The 19,156-nt window shown below is 72.8% G+C and carries 19 protein-coding genes; 15 read left to right on the top strand and 4 right to left on the bottom strand.

The features are described from left to right. Nucleotides 1-10: 10 nt before the first annotated feature. Complete coding sequence (locus tag ACQP2P_RS31595) at nt 11-1,420, top strand: glycosyltransferase family 2 protein (RefSeq protein WP_433607006.1); 1,410 nt, start codon at nt 11-13, stop codon at nt 1,418-1,420. Here the strand turns inward: ACQP2P_RS31595 and ACQP2P_RS31590 are convergent. Both ACQP2P_RS31590 and ACQP2P_RS31585 read right to left on the bottom strand, forming a co-directional pair. Continuing rightward, nucleotides 1,401-2,375: a glycoside hydrolase family 5 protein gene (locus ACQP2P_RS31590; RefSeq protein ID WP_433607004.1), complete on the bottom strand. Its 975-nt coding sequence runs from the start codon at nt 2,373-2,375 to the stop codon at nt 1,401-1,403. The two genes, ACQP2P_RS31595 and ACQP2P_RS31590, sit on opposite strands and share 20 nt — an antisense overlap. 210 nt (nt 2,376-2,585) lie before the next feature. After that, the gene (locus tag ACQP2P_RS31585; protein ID WP_433607002.1) at nt 2,586-3,236 is read right to left on the bottom strand and encodes a dihydrofolate reductase family protein; all 651 of its coding nucleotides are present in this window, start codon (nt 3,234-3,236) and stop codon (nt 2,586-2,588) included. Nucleotides 3,237-3,309: 73 nt separating this feature from the next. Here ACQP2P_RS31585 and ACQP2P_RS31580 point away from each other — a divergent pair, with 73 nt between their 5' ends. The 7 genes from ACQP2P_RS31580 to ACQP2P_RS31550 all read left to right on the top strand — a co-directional run bounded on the left by ACQP2P_RS31580 (nt 3,310) and on the right by ACQP2P_RS31550 (nt 10,266). Beyond that, nucleotides 3,310-3,879 (top strand): TetR/AcrR family transcriptional regulator, encoded by a 570-nt coding sequence (locus ACQP2P_RS31580; protein ID WP_433607000.1) that lies wholly within the window; start codon nt 3,310-3,312, stop codon nt 3,877-3,879. A gap of 114 nt (nt 3,880-3,993) precedes the next feature. Continuing rightward, nucleotides 3,994-5,214 (top strand): EAL and HDOD domain-containing protein, encoded by a 1,221-nt coding sequence (locus ACQP2P_RS31575; protein ID WP_433606998.1) that lies wholly within the window; start codon nt 3,994-3,996, stop codon nt 5,212-5,214. Between the two features lie 442 nt (nt 5,215-5,656). After that, nucleotides 5,657-6,880: an ABC transporter substrate-binding protein gene (locus ACQP2P_RS31570; RefSeq protein ID WP_433606996.1), complete on the top strand. Its 1,224-nt coding sequence runs from the start codon at nt 5,657-5,659 to the stop codon at nt 6,878-6,880. Between the two features lie 25 nt (nt 6,881-6,905). Then, entirely contained in the window at nt 6,906-7,781 is an 876-nt protein-coding gene (locus ACQP2P_RS31565) for a branched-chain amino acid ABC transporter permease (protein WP_433087741.1), read from the top strand. Further along, entirely contained in the window at nt 7,778-8,728 is a 951-nt protein-coding gene (locus ACQP2P_RS31560; protein ID WP_433606994.1) for a branched-chain amino acid ABC transporter permease, read from the top strand. Before ACQP2P_RS31565 ends, ACQP2P_RS31560 begins: the two co-directional genes overlap by 4 nt. Beyond that, entirely contained in the window at nt 8,721-9,563 is an 843-nt protein-coding gene (locus tag ACQP2P_RS31555) for an ABC transporter ATP-binding protein (protein ID WP_433606992.1), read from the top strand. The genes ACQP2P_RS31560 and ACQP2P_RS31555 overlap by 8 nt, the downstream gene beginning before the upstream one ends. Next, the gene (locus ACQP2P_RS31550) at nt 9,550-10,266 is read left to right on the top strand and encodes an ABC transporter ATP-binding protein (protein WP_433606990.1); all 717 of its coding nucleotides are present in this window, start codon (nt 9,550-9,552) and stop codon (nt 10,264-10,266) included. Before ACQP2P_RS31555 ends, ACQP2P_RS31550 begins: the two co-directional genes overlap by 14 nt. 20 nt (nt 10,267-10,286) lie before the next feature. Here ACQP2P_RS31550 and ACQP2P_RS31545 read toward each other — a convergent pair whose 3' ends face one another. Both ACQP2P_RS31545 and ACQP2P_RS31540 read right to left on the bottom strand, forming a co-directional pair. After that, complete coding sequence (locus ACQP2P_RS31545) at nt 10,287-10,679, bottom strand: hypothetical protein (RefSeq protein WP_433606988.1); 393 nt, start codon at nt 10,677-10,679, stop codon at nt 10,287-10,289. Nucleotides 10,680-10,828: 149 nt separating this feature from the next. Then, nucleotides 10,829-11,164, bottom strand: coding sequence for a DUF305 domain-containing protein (locus ACQP2P_RS31540; protein WP_433606986.1), 336 nt, complete (start codon nt 11,162-11,164; stop codon nt 10,829-10,831). 303 nt (nt 11,165-11,467) lie between these two features. Between ACQP2P_RS31540 and ACQP2P_RS31535 the strand changes: the two genes are divergently transcribed. The 7 genes from ACQP2P_RS31535 to ACQP2P_RS31505 all read left to right on the top strand — a co-directional run bounded on the left by ACQP2P_RS31535 (nt 11,468) and on the right by ACQP2P_RS31505 (nt 19,138). Continuing rightward, a complete protein-coding gene (locus tag ACQP2P_RS31535; RefSeq protein ID WP_433606984.1) occupies nt 11,468-12,277 on the top strand; it encodes a YndJ family protein in 810 nt (269 codons plus the stop codon). After that, the gene (gene katG / locus ACQP2P_RS31530) at nt 12,274-14,541 is read left to right on the top strand and encodes a catalase/peroxidase HPI (protein ID WP_433606982.1); all 2,268 of its coding nucleotides are present in this window, start codon (nt 12,274-12,276) and stop codon (nt 14,539-14,541) included. Before ACQP2P_RS31535 ends, katG begins: the two co-directional genes overlap by 4 nt. A 228-nt stretch (nt 14,542-14,769) precedes the next feature. Beyond that, entirely contained in the window at nt 14,770-16,065 is a 1,296-nt protein-coding gene (locus tag ACQP2P_RS31525; protein ID WP_433606980.1) for a condensation domain-containing protein, read from the top strand. 23 nt (nt 16,066-16,088) lie between these two features. Then, a complete protein-coding gene (locus tag ACQP2P_RS31520; protein WP_433619339.1) occupies nt 16,089-16,439 on the top strand; it encodes a hypothetical protein in 351 nt (116 codons plus the stop codon). 9 nt (nt 16,440-16,448) lie between these two features. Beyond that, nucleotides 16,449-16,817, top strand: a complete 369-nt coding sequence (locus ACQP2P_RS31515; RefSeq protein ID WP_433606978.1) for a hypothetical protein — start codon at nt 16,449-16,451, stop codon at nt 16,815-16,817. A 17-nt stretch (nt 16,818-16,834) separates the two neighbouring features. Continuing rightward, nucleotides 16,835-17,482, top strand: a complete 648-nt coding sequence (locus tag ACQP2P_RS31510; RefSeq protein WP_433606976.1) for an MgtC/SapB family protein — start codon at nt 16,835-16,837, stop codon at nt 17,480-17,482. A gap of 198 nt (nt 17,483-17,680) precedes the next feature. Further along, a complete protein-coding gene (locus tag ACQP2P_RS31505) occupies nt 17,681-19,138 on the top strand; it encodes a DUF1996 domain-containing protein (protein WP_433606974.1) in 1,458 nt (485 codons plus the stop codon). The last annotated feature ends 18 nt before the right edge of the window (nt 19,139-19,156 follow it).

Raw genomic sequence — 19,156 nt, 5'->3', positions numbered from 1 at the left:
GTTCGCCCCGGTGGGAGCATCGCCGCGCCGGCTCGCCCGCTGGCGGCCCGCGTACTCGCCATTGGTGCTGTCGTACCTCATCATCGTGCTCAGCGAGACCTGGCTCACCCAGCCCCACCCCGGCGTGCTCGGCTGGCCGCTGACGGTGCTCTGGACCTGGCCGATCTTCACCACCCTCACCGGCATCGTCGGGCTGCGCCGCACCCGCAAGGCGCTGCGGGCCTCCGCCGCGCGGTGGTCCGGCCGCGCCTCACCCACCAGCGACAGGCTGCTCGTGGTGGTGGTGCCGACGATCGGGCGGCACGACACCCACCCCGCGCTCGAGCGCTCCATCCACTCGTACATCACCTGGCTCCCCCCGTGCTTCCCGCGCCTGCGCATCGACGTGCTCGTCGACGAGGGCAGCGAGGGCCACGAGCGGATCGCCGCCCTGGCCGCACACAGCGAGATGGTCCGGCTCGTCACCGTGCCGGCCGGGTACCGCACGCCCAACGGCACCCGGTTCAAGGCCCGCGCCGCCCACTACGCCCACGAGCTGCGCATCCGCGAGGGTGAGGCCCGCGACGACGTGTGGGTGCTGCACATGGACGACGACACCGGCGTCGGGCCCGACACGGCCCTGGCGATGGCGCGGTTCATCGCGGAGCAGGACGAGGCCGGGGCCGCCGCGAAGCACCTGGCCCAGGGCATCCTGACGTATCCGCGCGAGTACGCGGTCAACCGGCTCACCTGGCTCGCGGACTCGGCCCGCCCGGCCGAGGACGTCGGGCGCTTCTCGGCCTGGACCGGCAGCGGCACCCCGCGCGTGGGCGTGCACGGTGAGCTGCTGCTGGTGCGCGCGTCCGTCGAGGCCACCATCGGCTGGGACTTCGGCCCGCGCAGCCTGGTCGAGGACGCGCAGTTCGCGCTCATCTTCAGCGACCGGTACGAGGGCCGCAGCGCCTGGTTCGGCGGCCGGTGCTACGGCGCGTCGCCGGCCAGCGTGCGGGACTTCTTCCGGCAGCGGGAGCGCTGGTCGTGGGGGCTGGCCGGGCTGGTCTTCAACCCGACGCTGCGGCTGCGCAACCGGCTGCTGCTGGGCTACTCGGTGATGTCGTGGGTGATCGGGCCGATCCAGAACGTCGCCGTCGTCATGCTGATCGGGCTCCTGATCGCCGACCCGAACACGTCGCCGACCACGGTGCTCATCATCCCGCTGTGGGCGGTGAACATGGCCTACGTGGTCTGGATGTACTGGGAGGGCCTGCGGGTCAACGCGGGCGTCTCCGAGGACGGCCGGCGCCGCTGGTGGGAGCCGGTCGCCGTGGTCGCGCTCATCCCCCTGTTCGGGCTCATGGAGGGCCTGCCGGGGCTGCGTGGCTTCATGAAGTTCGCGCGCCGGACCGAGAACCGGTTCCTGGTCATCGCGAAGCCCTCGTGAACACCGTCGCCTCACGCGAGGTGGCCTTGATGCCGTCGAAGAGCCGGCGGCCCCAGTCCGTCAGGCGGTCCGCGTCGAAGCCCTCGGCCGCGTCGAGATACTCCACCCCGTCCCCGTTGCCGCTCCACGACCAGCCGAGGTAGCCGATGCCACGCGCGTCGGACTCGCGCATGATCGCGTCCGCGGCCACCGGGCCGTCGGTGTGCCGCCACCCGAACTCGCCGACGACGAGCGGCAGCCCGGTGCGGCGGAACGCGTCGAAGTAGTCGGTCACCTTCGCGGGCGAGCCGTACACGCCGTACATGTGCACCGAGAACACCGTGCTGCGCAGCGGGTCGCGGGCGAACACCGCCGGGGCGGAGTCGCGCATGGTGCCCGACCAGTCCTGGCCCCAGTTCGGCGCGTCCACCATGAGCAGGTGGCGCAGGCCCGCCGCGCGCACCTTCGCGACCGCGTCCCCGGTCGCCTTGGCCCAGCCCGAGGTGTCGCCGTTGCCGTAGGGCTCGTTGCCGATGTTCACGACGACGTAGTCCTCCGACCCCCGCAGCACCGGCGCGAGCCCGGCCCAGTAGTCCGCCGCACGGTCGAGGGTGACGGCCCCCTCGCGGTCGCCGTAGCCGGTCGTGTCGTGGTCCTCCAGCACGCACACGAGCCGGTTCTCCTTGCACCGCGCGACGATCCCGGCCACCTCGCGGCCCGGCACGTCGCCGGTGAGCACCACCCGCACCGTGTTCGCGCCGAGGCGCTTGATGTCCGCGAACGCCGCGGCGTGCTGGGGGAACCAGGCGTACGGATAGCTGATCCCGCGCATCAGCAACGGCTCGCCGCCGGCCTGCACGATCTCGGAGCCGCGCACGTGCAGCCCGCTCACGGGCGGGTTCGCGGCCCCGGCCGCCACCCGGGCGGCGGACCGGTCGTGCCGCCAGAATCCGAATACGGCAAGGAGCACTGCCATGATCGCGAGAATAGGAATCGCTCGGCGCATCCGCACGAGGCTGCCAGCAGGATCACCCGCACCACCACCCCGCTGGCCGGAGTCAGGGCCGGTCGCGATGCTCGGGTCGCGCCGGAACGCGACCGCCCGGCCGGTGTGCGCGGCAGCTTCGGCGGCCGGAGTGTGCCCTGGACCACAGGCGGGTGAGCACCTGGGCCGCGGCCCCGGTCGTCAGGAGAGACGTGGGACGAGGTCGACGTCGGCCGTGGCGCCGGCCGTGGGGCCGGCCGTGGCGCCGGCCGCGGAGGAGCAGGCGGACTCGCCGCCTACTCGGTGCGGGGTGCGCGCGTAGGTCATGATCGCGGCCCCGCTCGCGAACGTGGTGTGCCCGGTCAGCGTCCACGACACGGGCTCGTACGGGCCCGCGAACAGGGGGATGCCCGCGCCCGCGACCACCGGGTACCGCTTCACGACCAGCTCGTCGATCTCGGGCAGCACGGCGCCCGCCACCCGGGCGCCCCCGCACAGCCAGATGCCGAGCCCGTCCTGGGCCTTGAGCTCGCGGACCAGCCGGAGCGGGTCGTGCTCGGCGCCGGCGATGGTCGTGGAGACGATGTGTTGGCGCAGGTGGGCGTATGGCTCCGCGATGCCCGCGTCGACCGCCGGCTGGTAGGTGGCCCGGCCCATCACCACGGTGTCGAAGCGCCGGTTGGGCGCATCCACGCCGAGGTGGGCCCGGGCCGTGGTGGGCAGTGTCTCCGGATACTCCGCGGCGATGTGCCCGAGCACGTCCCCGGACAGCGGGAAGCAGTCGGTCTCGCCGCCGGGGCCGGCGATGTACCCGTCGATCGTGGTCCCGATGTAGTAGGTCAGTGCTCGCATACGTACCACTCCGTTCGTAGTGATCTGAACGTAGTACTATGTCCGTAGTGATGTCAACGGCGAAGGAGCGCGGATGTCCCGGAAGAACCCGAACCGGCGGGCGGCGCTGCTCGACGCGGCGATCGAGGTGCTGGCGCGCGAGGGGTCCCGCGGCCTGACCTTCCGCGCGGTCGACCTCGAGGCCGCGGTCCCGCCCGGCACCGCCTCGAACTACTTCGCGAGCCGGGACGCGCTCATCGACCAGACGGGCGGGCGGGTCTACGAGCGCCTGCGCCTGAGCTCGCTGGGGGCCACCCCCGGCGCCACCCTCAAGCAGCTCATGCACGAGCTGGTGGCCCGGCTGTCCGGGTTCCCGAGCGGCTACCTGGCCCTGCTGGAGCTGCGGCTGGAGGCGATCCGCCGCCCGGCCCTGCGCGCGGTGCTCACCGAGATGGTCGGCACCGACCTGGCGGCCAACGTCGCCTTGCACCGCGAGTCCGGTCAGCCCGGCGACGAGACCGCGGTCCGGCTGCTGTACCTGGCGCTCAACTGGCTCATCCTCGATCGGCTCACGCTGCCGGGCGTGTTCACCGACGCCGAGGCCGGCGCCCTCGTCGACGCCGCCGTGGACCGGCTCACGGCCACGGGCGCGACCGGCGGCTGACGGCCGGGCCGCCGGGCCGTCCGCAACCGTGTCGCAACCGGGTGTGCTCGGCCGCGCTACCGGGCCGCCCCAGTCTGGGAGGACATCGTTGGCGGCGTTCTGACAGGGCGGAACATGCTAGAGCAGCAGCACACCGAGGCGGCCTCGCCCGACGTCGTCGTCGGCCGCCAGGCGATCTACGACGCCGCCGGCGCCGTCGCCGGCTACGAGTTGCTCTTCCGCTCCGGCCCGCACTCGCTCGGGGCCGACCGCTCCGGCGCCGCCGCCACCAGCCAGGTCATCGTCTCCGCGTTCACCGCGTTCGACTTCGACGAGCTGACCGGCGGCCTGCCCGGGTTCGTCAACCTCACCGACGACTTCCTGCGCGGCGACCTGCCCGTGCCCCTGGTGCCGGGCCGGGTCGTGCTCGAGGTGCTGGAGACGGTGCGGGTCGACGACCGCGTGGTGGAGGGGGTCGCGGCCCTGGCCGCGGCGGGCTACGCCGTCGCGCTCGACGACTTCGTGCCCGGCTCCGAGCACGAGCGCCTGCTGCCCGTCGCGAGCTACGTGAAGATCGACTTTCTCGGGCTCGACGCGGCCGGTCGGGCCGTCATCCACAGCCTCCGCGCGCGCCACCCGCACCTGCGCTTCGTCGCGGAGCGGCTCGAGACGCCGGCCGACGTCGCCGCGGCCCGGGATCTCGGCTACGAGCTCTTCCAGGGCTACGCCCTCGACCGCCCGGTCGTGGCGAGCACCCGGACCCTGAGCGCCTCGCGCATGCGCTGCATCCAGCTGCTGGGCGAGTTCATGGAGGCCGAGAGCGACGTGCCGGCCATCGTCGCCCACGTCTCGGCCGACCCGGCCCTGAGCTACCGGCTGCTGCGCGCCGCGAACTGCGCCTGGAACGGCTCGGCCCGGCGGGTCTCCACCGTGCACGGCGCGGTGATGCTGCTCGGCATCGCCCAGGTCCGCGACTGGGTCATGCTCATGCTCGTCGGCGACCTGACCCTCGCCGGCGACGAGCGCATGGCCGACGCGCTCATCCGGGCCCAGCTGTGCCGGCTCGTGGCCGAGCAGGCGGGCCAGTGCGGCGAGGAGGCGTTCGTGGTCGGGCTGCTCTCCAGCGTCGCCGAGCTGATCGGGCAGCCGGCGAAGGTGCTCTCCGAGCAGCTGCCGCTCAGCGACGCGACCCGCTCGGCCCTCGTGGACGGCGCCGGGCCGCTGGGCGCGACCTTCTCGGCCGTGCAGGCCTACCTGCACGGCACCCCGCCCCCGGCGGAGGCGGGCGACCTGGTGACCCCCTATCTGCAGGCCGTGCGCTGGGCCACGGAGACGGTCCGGCGCATCGGAGACTGACGGTCGATCGTCACCCCCCCCGGCCGTGTCGCGCTCGGCCGGGGGCGCCTCCATGCCGGGCCGGCGCTGCCCGATCGCGCCGCCGATCGTGTCCAGCCACCGGATCCCGGCCACCCCGCGCAGGAGCACGTCGCCGACGAGCGATGGCGAACGCGGGCGTCCTGCCCTCGACGCCGGCCCGGCGCCACGAGTCGGGGGCGCCGGCGGACCGCTCCGGCGGGAAGGCCTTGATCGGCCGCGTCCGACAGGTGCGCCGCACCACCGGGACCCCAGCTCAGGGCGGTCGGACTTTCACGCTTCTGTTACGCGCAGGTGTCCGGCGTGTCCTTGACACGCTCGGCAGCCCTCGCCAAGATGTAAAAACCAAGCGCTTGTTAGGTTTTGAATCGAGCGAACAATCCCTCCGAGGCTGACGATTCGTATAATTCCGACAGGGGTAGACATGGGCGTTTTAGCGACGAGGTCTCGTCGTATCGTCGTCGGCCTGGCGCTCACGGCGCTCGCGCTGGCGGGCTGTGGCGACAAGGCGGGTGACGAGAAGCCGAGCAACGGCACCGCGACCGGCGAGCCGATCATCATCGGCATGGACGAGGACAGCACCGGCTCCGGCGCGGCGTACAGCGTCATCGCCGGCAAGACGATCCGCCTCGCGATCCAGGAGATCAACAACAAGGGCGGGGTCCTCGGCCGGCCCCTGAAGCTCGTCGTCGAGAACGACGAGTCCGACCCGACCAAGGTGCCGGCGACGCTGCAGAAGCTGGCCAGCCAGGGCGCCAAGGCGCTGTTCCTGCAGAGCGGCAGCGCCGCGATCCTGCAGGCCAAGTCGACGCTCACACAGCTCGGCCTGCCCGCGATCGCGCCGACCGGCGTGACCGCCACGCTCGTGACGCCGCCGGACAACGAGCTCATCTACATGCTGGCCAACACGACCAACGACTGGGCCCAGGTCTACTGCGGCGCGTTCGCGGCGGCCGGCATCACCAAGATCGGTGTCCTCACCGACGACACCACGACGATCGCCGCCCTCGACAAGGCCCTGTTCGCGCAGATGACGTGCGTGCAGTTCGTGGCCCAGGAGAAGGGCGCGGCCAACGCCAGCGATCTGTCGGCCCAGGTGGCGCGGCTCAAGAACGCCAAGCCGGATGCCGTCCTCGTGACGAGCGTCGGCGGCGCCTTCGAGGTGCTCGCGCAGAACACCCTCGGCACGCAGATGGCCGGCACCAAGCGCTTCTCGCTCGCCTCCATCGGCAACCAGCCGTCCTCGTGGAAGCTGGCCTCGCCGGGTGCGCTCAACGGGCTCATCTTCATGGGCTCGATCAACACGGAGAACCCGCGCACCAAGGAGCTCATCAAGCTCCTGCAGGACAAGAACGGCAAGGACTACGACATCACCGCGTACGACGCCCAGGCGTGGGACGCCGTGCACGTGCTGAAGCAGGCCATCGAGAAGGCCGGCGGCGTGGACGACTCGAAGAAGCTCAACGAGGCCCTCCAGAGCATCCAGGCCTACCCGGCTACGTTCGGCCAGGCCAACTTCACGCTCAGTTTCAGCGCCAGCAAGCACCTGGGCGCCGACGGGCCGTGCGGCCTGTCTCTGGTCGAGTTCGGCTCGGACAACAAGCCGAAAGGCCCCTGGGCCACCTTCCAGCCCCCGTGTAACAAGTAACCCCACCCGCTAGAAAGGCAACGTCGTGGGCCAGTTGCAGCTGTGGTTGTCCGCGCTGGAGATGGGATGCTTCTTCGGTCTGCTCGCGCTGGCCTACTACCTGGTGCTGGTCGGGGCGGGGTTCTTCAACTTCGCCATCGGCCCGTACGCGATGGTCGGCGGTCTGTGCACGTCCTACCTCGTGCTCTACGAGGACATGAACGTCTGGGCCGCCGCCGCGATCGCGGTGCTCGTGGCCGCCGCGCTGGCGGTGGTCACCGAGCTCGCGGTGGTCCGGCAGGTGCAGCGGCGCGCCGGGCGCGGTGAGCTGCCGGCGCTGGTCGCGGTCGCCGCGGTCCTGTTCGCGATCCAGCAGCTGGGCGGCTACCTCTTCGGCTACACCACCCTGCCGGGCCAGGCCCTGCTGACGTTCGACCCGGTGCCCCTCGGCGACACCGTGGCGCAGCCCAGCACCGTGCTGCTGCTCGGCTTCACCGTCGTCGCGTTCGCGGCGGCCGCCCTGTGGATCCGGTACACCCGGACCGGGCGGCTGCTGCGGGCGGTCGGCGACAGCACCCACGCCGCGGGCCTGCTGGGCCTGCCGGTGAACCGGGTGCGGCTCATCGCCTTCCTCGTCTCCGGGCTGCTGGCCGGCATCACCGGCCTGCTGTTCGCCCCGAAGGCGGGCGTGAGCTCCCTGTCCGGGCTGAGCTGGGCGCTGTCGGGCTTCCTGGCGATGGTGGTCGGCGGCACCGGCTCGGTCTGGGCCCCGCTCGTCGGCGGCCTGCTGCTCGGGCTGGTCGAGGTCTTCGTCCCGTACTACTTCGGCGGCCAGTCCCACGTCTACGGGCTGCTGCTCGTCGCCCTGCTGTTCTTCGCCTTCAAGCCCAGTGGCCTGTTCGTACGGAGGATTCGAGCATGAAGCGGGTTCCCGGGTCCTTCGGCCTCCTGCTGGGCCTGGTCGGCGCCGCCCTGATCCTGGTGTGGGTCGGCGCCGACGGCTACAAGCAGACCCTCATCACCACCACGGCCACCTACGCGCTCATCGCGCTCGGGATGTACGTGCCGTACCTCATGGCCGGCTCGCTGTCGATGGCCTACGGCGCCTACGCGGGCATCGGCGGATACGCGGTCGGCCTGCTGTCCTCGCGCACCGGCCTGCCGCTGATCCTGGCCTGGATCGCCGGCCCGGTCGTCGCCGCCGCCGTCGCGGTGCTGCTCGGCCTGGCCACCCGGCGGCTGTCGGGGTTCTTCCTGGCCGCCGTCACGCTGCTGTTCGGCATGGCCTTCACCGCGCTGCTCGTCGACGCCGAGAGCCTCTCCGGCGGCTCCGGCGGCCTCGGCTCGCTGCGCAGGCTCAACATCCTCGGCTGGGAGCCCTCGCACTACCAGATCGTGGTGGGCTCGCTGCTCGTCGTGTGCGTCATCGCGTTCCTGCTCGACCGGCTGCGGATGTCGCCGTGGGGCGTGATCGTGCGGACCATGCGCGACGCGCCCCGCGCCGTGGAGGCGGCCGGGGTGCGGGTGTCGGTGATGAACCTCGTGTCGCTGGCCATCGGCGCCGCGATCGCGGCCGTGGGCGGCGGGCTGTTCACCTACTCGGCCGGCAGCGTCACGCCCGACACGTTCACGCTGAACCTGGTGTTCCTGGCCATCTTCATGCCCCTCATCGGCGGCTCCGCGACCCCGTGGGGCGCCGTGCTCGGCGCGGTCATCGCCGTCGAGCTGACGCTGAACTTCCCGGCGGTGCAGACCAGCGGCACGCTGATCCTCGCGCTGGGAGTGCTCGTGATCCTGCTGCTCGCGCCGCAGGGTGTGATCGGCTACGCCGGCCGGCTGGCCCGACTCGTGGGGGGAAGACGTGGCTGAGACCTTGCTGGTCGGCTCCGGGCTGACCAAGCGGTACGGCGGGGTCACCGCCCTGCAGGACGTCTCGTTCGAGCTGCGGGCGGGCGAGATCCTGGGCCTGGTCGGGCCCAACGGCGCCGGCAAGACCACGCTGGTCGACCTCATCTCCGGGGCGCAGCCGGCCACGGAGGGCGAGCTGACGCTGCGCGGGCAGCGGCTCTCCGGGCCGGCCGCCCGCCGCGCCAAGGCCGGGCTCGCGCGCACGTTCCAGTACCCGCAGCTGGCCCTCGACCTCACCGTGGCCGAGAACCTGCTGCTGGGCCGGGCCGCGCGCCGCCACGGCACCGTGTGGCAGATGGTCGCCGGCAGCTTCGCCGGCGCCCTGCGCCCGCACCTGGCGGCGGACACGCAGGCCGTGGCGAAGCTCGCCGAGGAGCTCGGGATCGACCGCCTCGACCGCCCGGCCGGCGACCTGTCCCTCGGCGAGCAGCGCCTCGTCGAGGTCGGCCGCGCCCTGGGCCAGGACCCGCTCGTGCTGCTGCTCGACGAGCCCTTCGCCGGCTCCGACGCGAGCGGTGTGCACGGCATCGTCGAGGTCGTCCGCACGGTGCAGCGCCGCGGCCACGCGGTGATCCTGGTCGACCACAACGTCGACCTGGTCGCCGGGCTGGTCGACCGGATCATGCTGCTCGACCGCGGCCGCGCCGTGTTCGACGGCAACCCGCAGGAGTGCCTCGGCAGCCCCGAGATGCAGCAGGTGTACTTCGGGGTCACCGAATCCGACGATGCCGCCGACGATGCCGCCGACGAAGCCTCGCAGGACGATCAGGAGGACGCTTCCCATGTCGTCTCATGAGCTGCGGCTCGAGGGCCTGACGGTCCGCTACGGCCACGCCAGCGCCGTGACCGGCCTCGACCTGACCGCGCCGGGCGGCCAGGTCAGCGCGCTCGTCGGCCCCAACGGCGCCGGCAAGAGCAGCGCCCTGCTCGCCGCCTACGGCTCGGTGGCCGCCACCGGCAAGGTGTTCCTCGACGGCGAGGACGTGAGCCGGCTCAAGCCCGCCGCGCGCGCCCGGGCCGGGATCGCCGTCGTGCCCCAGGGCCGCCAGCTGTTCCCGAAGCTCAACGTCGCCGACAACCTGCAGGTGATGGCGGAGCTGCTGCGGCTGCCCCGCTCGGCCGTGGACACCGCGATCGACCGCTTCCCGATCCTGCGCACCCGGCTGAAGAGCCTCGTCGGCGTGCTCTCCGGCGGCGAGCAGCAGATGCTCGTGGTCTCCCGGGCCCTCATGGGCTCGCCGCGCGTGCTCCTGCTCGACGAGATGATGACCGGGCTCGCCCCGCTCATCGTCCAGGAGCTGCTGCGCACGGTGACGCAGCTGGCGCGCGACGGTGTCGCGGTGCTCATGGCCGAGCCGGCCCTCGGCGCCGTCCGGGGCGCCGTGGACCGCGGCTACGTGCTGGTGCGGGGCGAGACGGTGGCCGCGAGCGAGGCCGGTGGGAAGGCACTCGACGCGGTGTACCAGGCGAAGATGGGCGTCCTCAAGAGCGCCGTCTGACGGTGCTCTTGAGGGCCCGGCTAGGAGGCGTTGGACCGCTGCCGGCGGCGTCCGGCCCGGACCAGCAGGCCGCCCACTCCGGTGACGGCGACGCCGGCGACGAGGATCCCGGTGAGCGTGCCGCTGCTCGCGCCGCCGGTGACGGGCAGCGACGTCGGGGACGCGGTGACGGTGCGCGACGGCGACTGGGTCGGCGACTTGGACGGCGACATCGACGGCGACTTGCTGGGCGACTTCGACGGGGACTTGCTCGGCCGGGGCGTCGGTGACTTGGACTCGTGGGTGCGGGACGGGAACGGCGTCGGCCACCAGTCCCCGTTGGCCGGGGCCGGGGCCACGGCCGGATGGGACCAGCTCGGCAGGACTCCGGGTCCGGCGACGAGCAGGACGATGCCGGCTCCGGCAAGCAGCATGATACGAACGAATACACGTGACATGCCGGGTAGCTAACCGGCAGGTCTGGTGAGGAGGTCGTCACATTGGGGGGCGGTGTCCCGGCGGCCCCCGCATCACCCGGGTCCGGTGGCCGCGGCGGGCGCCGGCCGCCTCCCGGATCAGCCGCTCATGAGGGAGCCCGTCCGGCGAGCTGCCGCATCGCGACGATCTCGGCCTGATGCTCGGTGCCGATCCTGGCGGCGAGCTGCTTGACGCCTGGATCGGTGGCCTTCGTCCCGGCCAGGACGGCCATCGCCACGGCCTGCTCGTGGTGCGGGAGCATCATCCGCACGAACATCGCGTCGGCGCTGTTGAACGTCGGGTCGACGCTCACGCTGCCGTGGCCCGGTGCTGCGGGAGTGTCGCCGCCGCTCGCGGTGCCACCGCAGCCGGCGAGCGTGACGGTGGCGGTGAGCGCGGCGACACCGACCGGCACGGCGCGGCTGCGCAGGGACTGCATCATGGGGCACTGCCTCGCTTGCGACTCGGCGTGATGAACTGGGCGGCCCTCCCGCTGTTGCAGCCGGCATGCTTCCCGGACCGCGCGGCGATATGCGGCACAGCGAGCATCACCTGCCGCGGCGATCGTCGCCGCCGCGGCCGGGCGCCCCCTCGCCCGGCCCCGGCGCCGGGCTTCTCACCGATCACCGGCAAGGGCGGCCGCGATCACCGTCACACCGTCCGCCGCCCCGAGCCGGGTCACCGCAAGCGTCGATCGTGGTCTCCTGAGAGGAAGTTGAACACGTTCAAAATGGAGGAGGACGTCATGGGGCTGACCGAGTGGGCGCGCGTGCTCGTCGCCGCGCTGGTTGGGCTGGGCATGCTCGTGGTGGTGCCGCTGGGACTGCGCCTGATCCCCGGTGCGTGGCCCGCCGGCCGGATCCCGTGGTGGTTCGCGGGGGCCGTGCCCGGCGCCGTCTCGCTCTGGCTGCCGCGCGGGCCGGTGGCGGCCGGGCTCGCCACGCTCTACCTCCTCGTCGCGCTCGCGCTGCTCGCGCGCGCCCGGCCGCGGCTCGGCGTCGCGGCGTGCACGGCGCTCGCCACGCCCGCCGTGGCGGCGAGCGCGCTGGTGGCGGAGCGCGCGGGGTACCGGCTGATGGGCTTCCGCCTCGACGTGCTGGCGCTGACCGAGGCGCACTTCCACTACGCCGGGTTCGCGGCGGCGCTCGTGGCCGGGCTCGTCAGCGCGTTCGACGGCGGCAATCGTGCCGGGCGGACCGCCGCGCTCGCCGTGCCCGCGGGCACCGGGCTGGTGCTCGCGGGCTTCTTCGTGGGGGAGTGGGTCGAGCTCGCCGGGGCCGCCGTGCTGACGGCCGGGATGTGGCTCGCCGCGTGGGTCACGCTGCGCGCGGTGCGGCCCGCCACCGCGGATCCGCTCACGCGGGCGCTGCTGGCCGTGTCGGCCGCGGTGCTCGCCGTGACCATGCTGCTCGCGCTCGACTGGGCGGTGGGCCACGTGACGGCCGTGCCCCGCCTGTCGTTGTCGTGGATGGTCGCGACCCACGGCGTTGCCAACGCGCTCGGGTTCGCGTTGTGCTCGGTGCTGGCCTGGCGGCGGGTCGGCGGGTTTTCTTGACTCATTCCAGAAAACCCGGGAGACTACCGAGCGTCTTTCGTACTGCCTATCACGCGACTTTCGCGCCGGATTCCGAGCCCCAGGAGAACACCGTGGGAAGTGACAGCAACGGTCTCATCTCGAGCGAGGCGCCCGTCCGCCCGCCGAAGGCCCGGTCCAACAAGGACTGGTGGCCCAACCAGCTCGACGTGAGCGTGCTGCACCAGAACTCGCCCGCCGCCGACCCCATGGGCGGCGACTTCGACTACGCGGCCGAGTTCACCAGCCTCGACCTCGCCGCCGTGAAGGCGGACATCACCGAGGTCATGACGACCTCGCAGGACTGGTGGCCGGCCGACTACGGCCACTACGGCCCGCTGTTCATCCGGATGGCCTGGCACAGCGCGGGCACCTACCGCATCACCGACGGCCGCGGCGGCGCCGGCTCGGGCGAGCAGCGCTTCGCCCCGCTCAACAGCTGGCCCGACAACGCCAGCCTGGACAAGGCGCGCCGGCTGCTGTGGCCGGTGAAGAAGAAGTACGGCAAGAAGCTCTCCTGGGCCGACCTCATGGTGCTGGCCGGCAACTGCGCGCTGGAGTCGATGGGCTTCGAGACCTACGGCTTCGGCGGCGGCCGCGCCGACGTGTGGGAGCCGGAGCAGATCAACTGGGGCACCGAGGACACCTGGCTCGGCGACCAGCGTTACCACGGCGAGCGCCAGCTCGAGAAGCCGCTCGCCGCGGTGCAGATGGGCCTGATCTACGTCAACCCCGAGGGCCCCAACGGCAACCCCGACGCGCTCGCCGCGGCCCGGGACATCCGCGAGACGTTCCGCCGCATGGCGATGAACGACGAGGAGACGGTCGCGCTCATCGCCGGCGGCCACACGTTCGGCAAGGCCCACGGCGCCGCGTCGCCGGACGGCAACGTCGGCCCCGAGCCCGAGGCCGCTCCGCTGCAGGAGCTGGGCATGGGCTGGAAGAACGGCTACGGCTCCGGCAAGGGCGGCGACACCATCACCAGCGGCCTCGAGGGCGCCTGGACGCCGACGCCGACCAAGTGGGACAACAGCTTCTTCGAGACGCTGTTCAGCTTCGAGTGGGAGCAGACCACCAGCCCGGCCGGGGCCAAGCAGTGGAAGCCGACCGACCCGGCCGCCGGTGACCTGGTGCCCGACGCGCACGACGCCGGCAAGCGCCACGCGCCGATGATGCTCACCACCGACCTGGCCCTGCGCGTCGACCCGGTGTACGAGGAGATCTCGCGCCGCTTCTACGAGAACCCGCAGGAGTTCGCGGCCGCCTTCGCCAAGGCCTGGTTCAAGCTGACCCACCGCGACATGGGCCCGCTGCGCAACTACCTCGGCCCCCTGGTGCCGGCCGAGCCGCTGATCTGGCAGGACCCGGTGCCGGCGGTCGACCACGAGCTGGTCGGCCCGGCCGACATCGCCGCGCTCAAGGCGAGCATCCTCGGCTCCGGCCTGTCCGTGGCCGAGCTCGTCGCCACCGCGTGGGCGTCGGCCTCGACGTTCCGCGGCACCGACAAGCGCGGCGGCGCCAACGGCGCCCGGGTGCGCCTGGCCCCGCAGAACGCGTGGGAGGTCAACGACCCCGACCAGCTGGCCCGCGTCCTGCGCACGCTCGAGGGCATCCAGCAGGAGTTCAACGCCGGCGGCAAGCGCGTCTCGCTCGCCGACCTCATCGTCCTCGGCGGCGCCGCGGCGGTCGAGCAGGCCGCGAGGGCCGCCGGGGTCGAGGTCGAGGTGCCGTTCACGCCCGGCCGCACCGACGCGACCGCCGAGCAGACGGACGTCGAGTCCTTCGCGGTGCTGGAGCCGACGCACGACGGCTTCCGCAACTTCCTGGGCAAGGGCCACAGCCGCCCGGCCGAGCAGCTGCTGATCGAGCGCGCCCAGCTGCTGCGCCTCACCGCGCCGGAGATGACCGTGCTCGTCGGCGGCCTGCGCGTCCTGGGCGCCAACACGGCCGGCTCGGCCCAGGGCGTCTTCACCGACCGCCCGGGCGTGCTGTCGAACGACTTCTTCGTCAACCTGCTCGAGTTCGGCACCACCTGGACGCCGACCTCGGACACCGAGGAGTCCTTCGAGGGCCGCTCCGACGACGGCGCCGTGCGCTGGACCGCGAGCCGCGTCGACCTCGTGTTCGGCTCGAACTCGGTGCTGCGCGCGCTGGCCGAGGTCTACGCCAGCGACGACGCCGCGGAGAAGTTCGTCGCGGACTTCGTGGCCGCGTGGAACAAGGTGATGACGGCCGACCTGGCGTGACCGCCTCGTCGTCGTGAGGGGCGCCGGGCACGTCGCCCGGCGCCCCTCGCACGTCGTCGTCCTGGTGGAGCGGCTCGCCGCGGGAGCCCGCTCGTCGTGGACCTGCGGCGCAAAAGCGGCCCGCCCGGGGGGTCAGCCCGCGAAACTTTCAGGTCCGACCAGCGCCGATGCCCGGCCCCGGGGCCGGGCGTTGACGGCCGGTCCGGGCGCGGCGGGACACTCGCCCGCGTGGAGATCGTGGTGGCGTTCGCGGGCGACGGCGGCGGGGTCGAGGAGCTGACCTGGGGGCAGCGCGACGTCTGGGACCTCATGCGGCGCACCGGCCGGACGATGAACATCGGCGGCACGGTGCCGGCCGCCCCGGGCGAGACCGTCGAGCACCTCGCCGGCCTGCTGCGCTTCATCGTGAGCCGGCACCAGGCCCTGCGCACGCGTCTGGTGAGCACCGGGGCGCACACGCCGCCGCGGCAGGAGGTGCACCGGTCCGGCGAGATCGCGATGGAGCTCGTCGCGGCCGGGGCGGACGCGGCGCTCACGGCGGAGGCGCTGCGCGTGCGCTACCAGACCACGCACTTCGACCCGTTCGGCGAGTGGCCGGTGCGGATGGGCGTCGTGGTCGACGGCGAGCGGCCGACGCACGTGGTGCTCATGTACTACCACGTCCTCGTCGACGGCTTCGGCATCGACGCGATCGTGCGCGACCTCGCGAACCTCGCCGACCCGTCGGCGCCGGTGCTGGGGGTCCGGCCGCTGGAGCTCGCCGCGCGGCAGCGCGAGACCGCCGCGCTGCGCCGCAGCGAGAAGGCGCTGCGGCACTGGGAGCGCCAGCTCGACCGCGTCCCGCCGCCCCCGCACCCGGAGCCGGCCGATCCCGGCCTCGGCGCGCCGCGGCACTGGGAGGTCGTGTGCTCCTCGCCGGCCCTGGCCCTCGCCGTGCGCGCCGTCGCCGCCCGCACCGGCCTCGCCTCCGGTCCGATCCTGCTCGCGGCGTACGCGACCGCCCTGGCCCGCGCCACCGGCATCGCGACCGCCGCGGTGCGGATCGTGGTCAGCAACCGGTTCCGGCCCGGCTTCGCGGAGGCGGTCACGAGCCTGCGGCAGTTCGGCCTCTGCGTGCTCGGCACCGACGCCCCCTTCGACGAGGTCGTCGCGCGGTCGTGGGCGGCGATGCTCGCGGCCTTCAAGCACGGCTACTTCGACGGTGCCGCCGCGGGCCGCGACCTGGAGGCCTGGTCGTGCTACCTCAACGACCGCCGCCGCGGCACCGACGACCCCGCCGGCGAACCGCCCACGGCCGGGGCGATCCGCGCCGCCCAGGCCGAGGGCAGCGTGCGCTGGGGCGTGCGCGAGGACACCTACGACGGCACGTTCTACCTGCACCTGGAGGACGAGCCGGGGCGCATCGCCTTCAGCCTGTGGGGCGACACCCACCGCTATGCCCCCGCCGTCATCGAGCGGTGCGCGCGCGACGTGGAGGCGGTCGTGATCGAGGCCGCCCTGGCCCCGGCTACCGTGGGGGCGTGAGCGACGACGACACCGGGTGCACGCTGACCGTCTGCCGCGACTGCTGCTGCGGCAGCGCGGCCAAGCATCCGGGGGTCGACCACACCGCCCAGCTCGACGGTCTGCGGGCCGCGCTCGCGCCGCGCCACCGGGTCCGCACGAGCCTGTGCCTGGACGTGTGCGAGCAGTCCAACGTGCTCGTCGTGCACCCGGCCCCGGCCGCCCGCCGCGCGGGCGCCCGACCGGTCTGGTTCGGCCTGGTGCTGGCCGAGGAGATCGTGGCGGACGTGGTGCGGTGGGTGGACGCCGGCGGCCCCGGCGTCGCCGAGCTGCCCGCGACCCTGGAGCTGTCGGTGATCCCCGGCCGGGCCGTGGGATCGGCCGCGATCGGCTAGATTGCCGTCATGGCGGCGCGCTGGACGGTCCCGGCCGGGCTCGGGGTGCTCTGGCTGGCGGCGGTCGCGCTGCTGACCCGGGACGTCCTGGCCCGCGTGGTCGAGGTCGCCGGGCCGGACCCGGTCACCGGCCGCCTCGAGTTCGTCCTGGCGGGGGTGCTCATCGCCGGGCCGCTCGTCGTGGCCGGGGTCGCGGCCCTGCTGCGCGTCGCCCGGCTGCCGCAGGTCGCGCTCGTCGTGGCCGGGGTGACCGTGCTGCCCGCGATCATCCTGAGCCTCAACGGCTCCCGGCAGCTGGCGACCCCCGAGCCGGAGCCGACCCGGGGGCGGCAGTGCGTCGTGTTCAGCGGCGGCACCAACACCTGCCCCGGCGGCTGAGTGGCGGGAACGGCCCGGTGACGGTACAAGATGTCATGGACTGGACCGTCATCCCGCCGCTGCTGCTCGCCCTGCTCCTCGGGGCCGTCGTCGGCCTGGAGCGCGAGATCGGCGCCCAGCCGGCCGGCCTGCGCACCCACATGCTCGTCGCGGTCGGCGCGGCGCTGTTCACCGTGGCCGGCTTCGAGCTCGGCACCGACCGGACCCGGATCGCCGCCCAGGTCGTGACCGGCATCGGGTTCCTGGGCGCGGGCGCGATCTTCAAGGATGGGGTGAACATCAGCGGGCTGACCACGGCCGCCTCGCTGTGGGTCACCGCCGCGATCGGCCTGGCCAGCGGGTTGCGGCTCTACTGGGCCGCGGTCGTCGTCACCGCCGTCGCGCTCGCCGCGCTGTGGCTGTTCAAGGTGGCCGAGGCCAACTGGCTGCCGGACCGGCACCGCATCCGGATCACGCTGACGCTGGCGCCCGACCACGCCCTGGACGAGGTCGAGCGGGCCGCGGTGCGGACGCTGCCGACCGCGCACGTGCTGCGCATCGACTACGCCGGGCACGACCAGTCGATCGTGCTCACCGCCCGCGGGGACAACGACACCTCGCTGTCCGCGATCGCCGAGGCGCTGCGGCGGCTCGACGGGGTGCAAGGGGTCGAGATCTCTCGCTGAACGCTCTCGCGCGTACACGTACCGTCGCTAAAGAAGATTTAAGAACGGACTTGGCAAAAAACGTAATCGAGTCGGGTCATGGGGCCTGACAACGATCTTCCAGAGAGCGCTCTCTAAGTTTTCCTTTGGTCTCTTGAATGCGCATGCGAGCCCTTTGAATACTGGCCGCGGCACCCGAGCCGGCAGAGAAGGATCGACATGCCCAATGCGAGAACCCGCCTGAGAACCCGCGTCCTCGTCGCGGCCGCCGCGGTCGCCGTGGCCGGTGGCGCCGGCGGCGTCTACATGGCGACCGCGAGCGCGCAGGAGAACACGGCGCCGAAACTCGAGGCCGAGAGCTTCTCGGCCCAGTCCGGCGCGCAGACCGAGAACACCGCGGACACCGGCGGTGGCAAGAATGTCGGCTGGCTCGCCGACGGCGACTGGCTGCAGTACGACAACGTGACGCTCGGCGGCTCCGACCTCAGCGTCCGCATCGCCGCCCAGAACAAGGCCGGCGGCTCCATCGAGCTGCACCTCGGCTCGCCCACCGGCCAGTTGCTGGCCACGTTCCCGGTGGCGTACACGGGCAACTGGCAGTCGTGGAAGACCGTCACCGCGACGGCCACCTCGGTGCCGGCCGGCAAGCAGACCGTCGTCGCGGTCATGAAGAGCGCCCAGCAGTGGGACTTCGTCAACATCAACTGGTTCACGCTCGGCAGCGGCGGCCGCCCGCCGGCCACGGCCACGGTCGCGCCGCCCACCACCGCCGCGCCGTCGCCGACCAAGGGCAACCCGACCCCCACCGGCGGCACGGGCACCGGCACCGCCGGCTGGGTGGACGTCGACCAGGCCGCCTGGCAGCAGCAGGTCGCGGCGTTCAACAAGCTCCAGCAGCTCCCGGTCCCGGCCGGCACGACCCGCGTCTCGGAGTTCCACACCGACTGCTCGGTGTCGGGCGAGGCGCCGGACGACCCGATCGTGTTCCCGGGCCTGGCGGGCGCGTCGCACATGCACACCTTCTTCGGCCCGAAGGTCACCGCGACCAGCAAGCCGGCCGACCTGTTCGGCGCGACCACCAACTGCAACGCCCCCGGCGACAACAGCGCCTACTGGGTGCCGCAGCTGCAGAAGAACGGCCAGCCGGTCAAGATGAAGAGCTTCCGGGTGTACTACGGGTCGCGCCTGCCCGACCCGTCGGTCACGATGCCGTTCCCGCCCGGGCTGGTCATGATCTCCGGTGACGCCAAGCGCCAGGTCGCCACGCCGAAGGGCGCGAACGGGCAGTTCTGGTGCGCGGGCAGCGCCGAGGTCGGCCGCAGCGCCGACGGCAACTGGCCGGTCTGCGCGGCCGGCGGCAACCTCATCTTCCAGCTGACCTTCGCCGACTGCTGGGACGGCAAGCACATCGACTCGCCGGACCACAAGTCGCACATGGGCAACGCGGTCAACGGCAAGTGCCAGGGCGACTACCCGGTCGCGATCCCCAACCTGTCCTTCATGGTCAACTACGACTCGCTGGGCGGGGACGGGCTGGCGCTCTCCTCCGGCATGGCCTCCTCGATGCACGGCGACTTCATGAACGCGTGGAAGCCCGAGAACCTCGGCCCGCTCGTGAAGGTGTGCCTCGACGCCAAGGCCAAGTGCGGCACCACCCCGTCGTTCACCGGCGGCTGATCCGCGACCCGCTCCACG

The organism is Dactylosporangium sp. CA-139114 (assembly GCF_050955725.1).
In the GTDB taxonomy this organism is placed as follows: domain Bacteria; phylum Actinomycetota; class Actinomycetes; order Mycobacteriales; family Micromonosporaceae; genus Dactylosporangium.
Note: the sequence above shows the minus strand (reverse complement) of the source record. Positions and strands in the feature narration are given on the sequence as shown.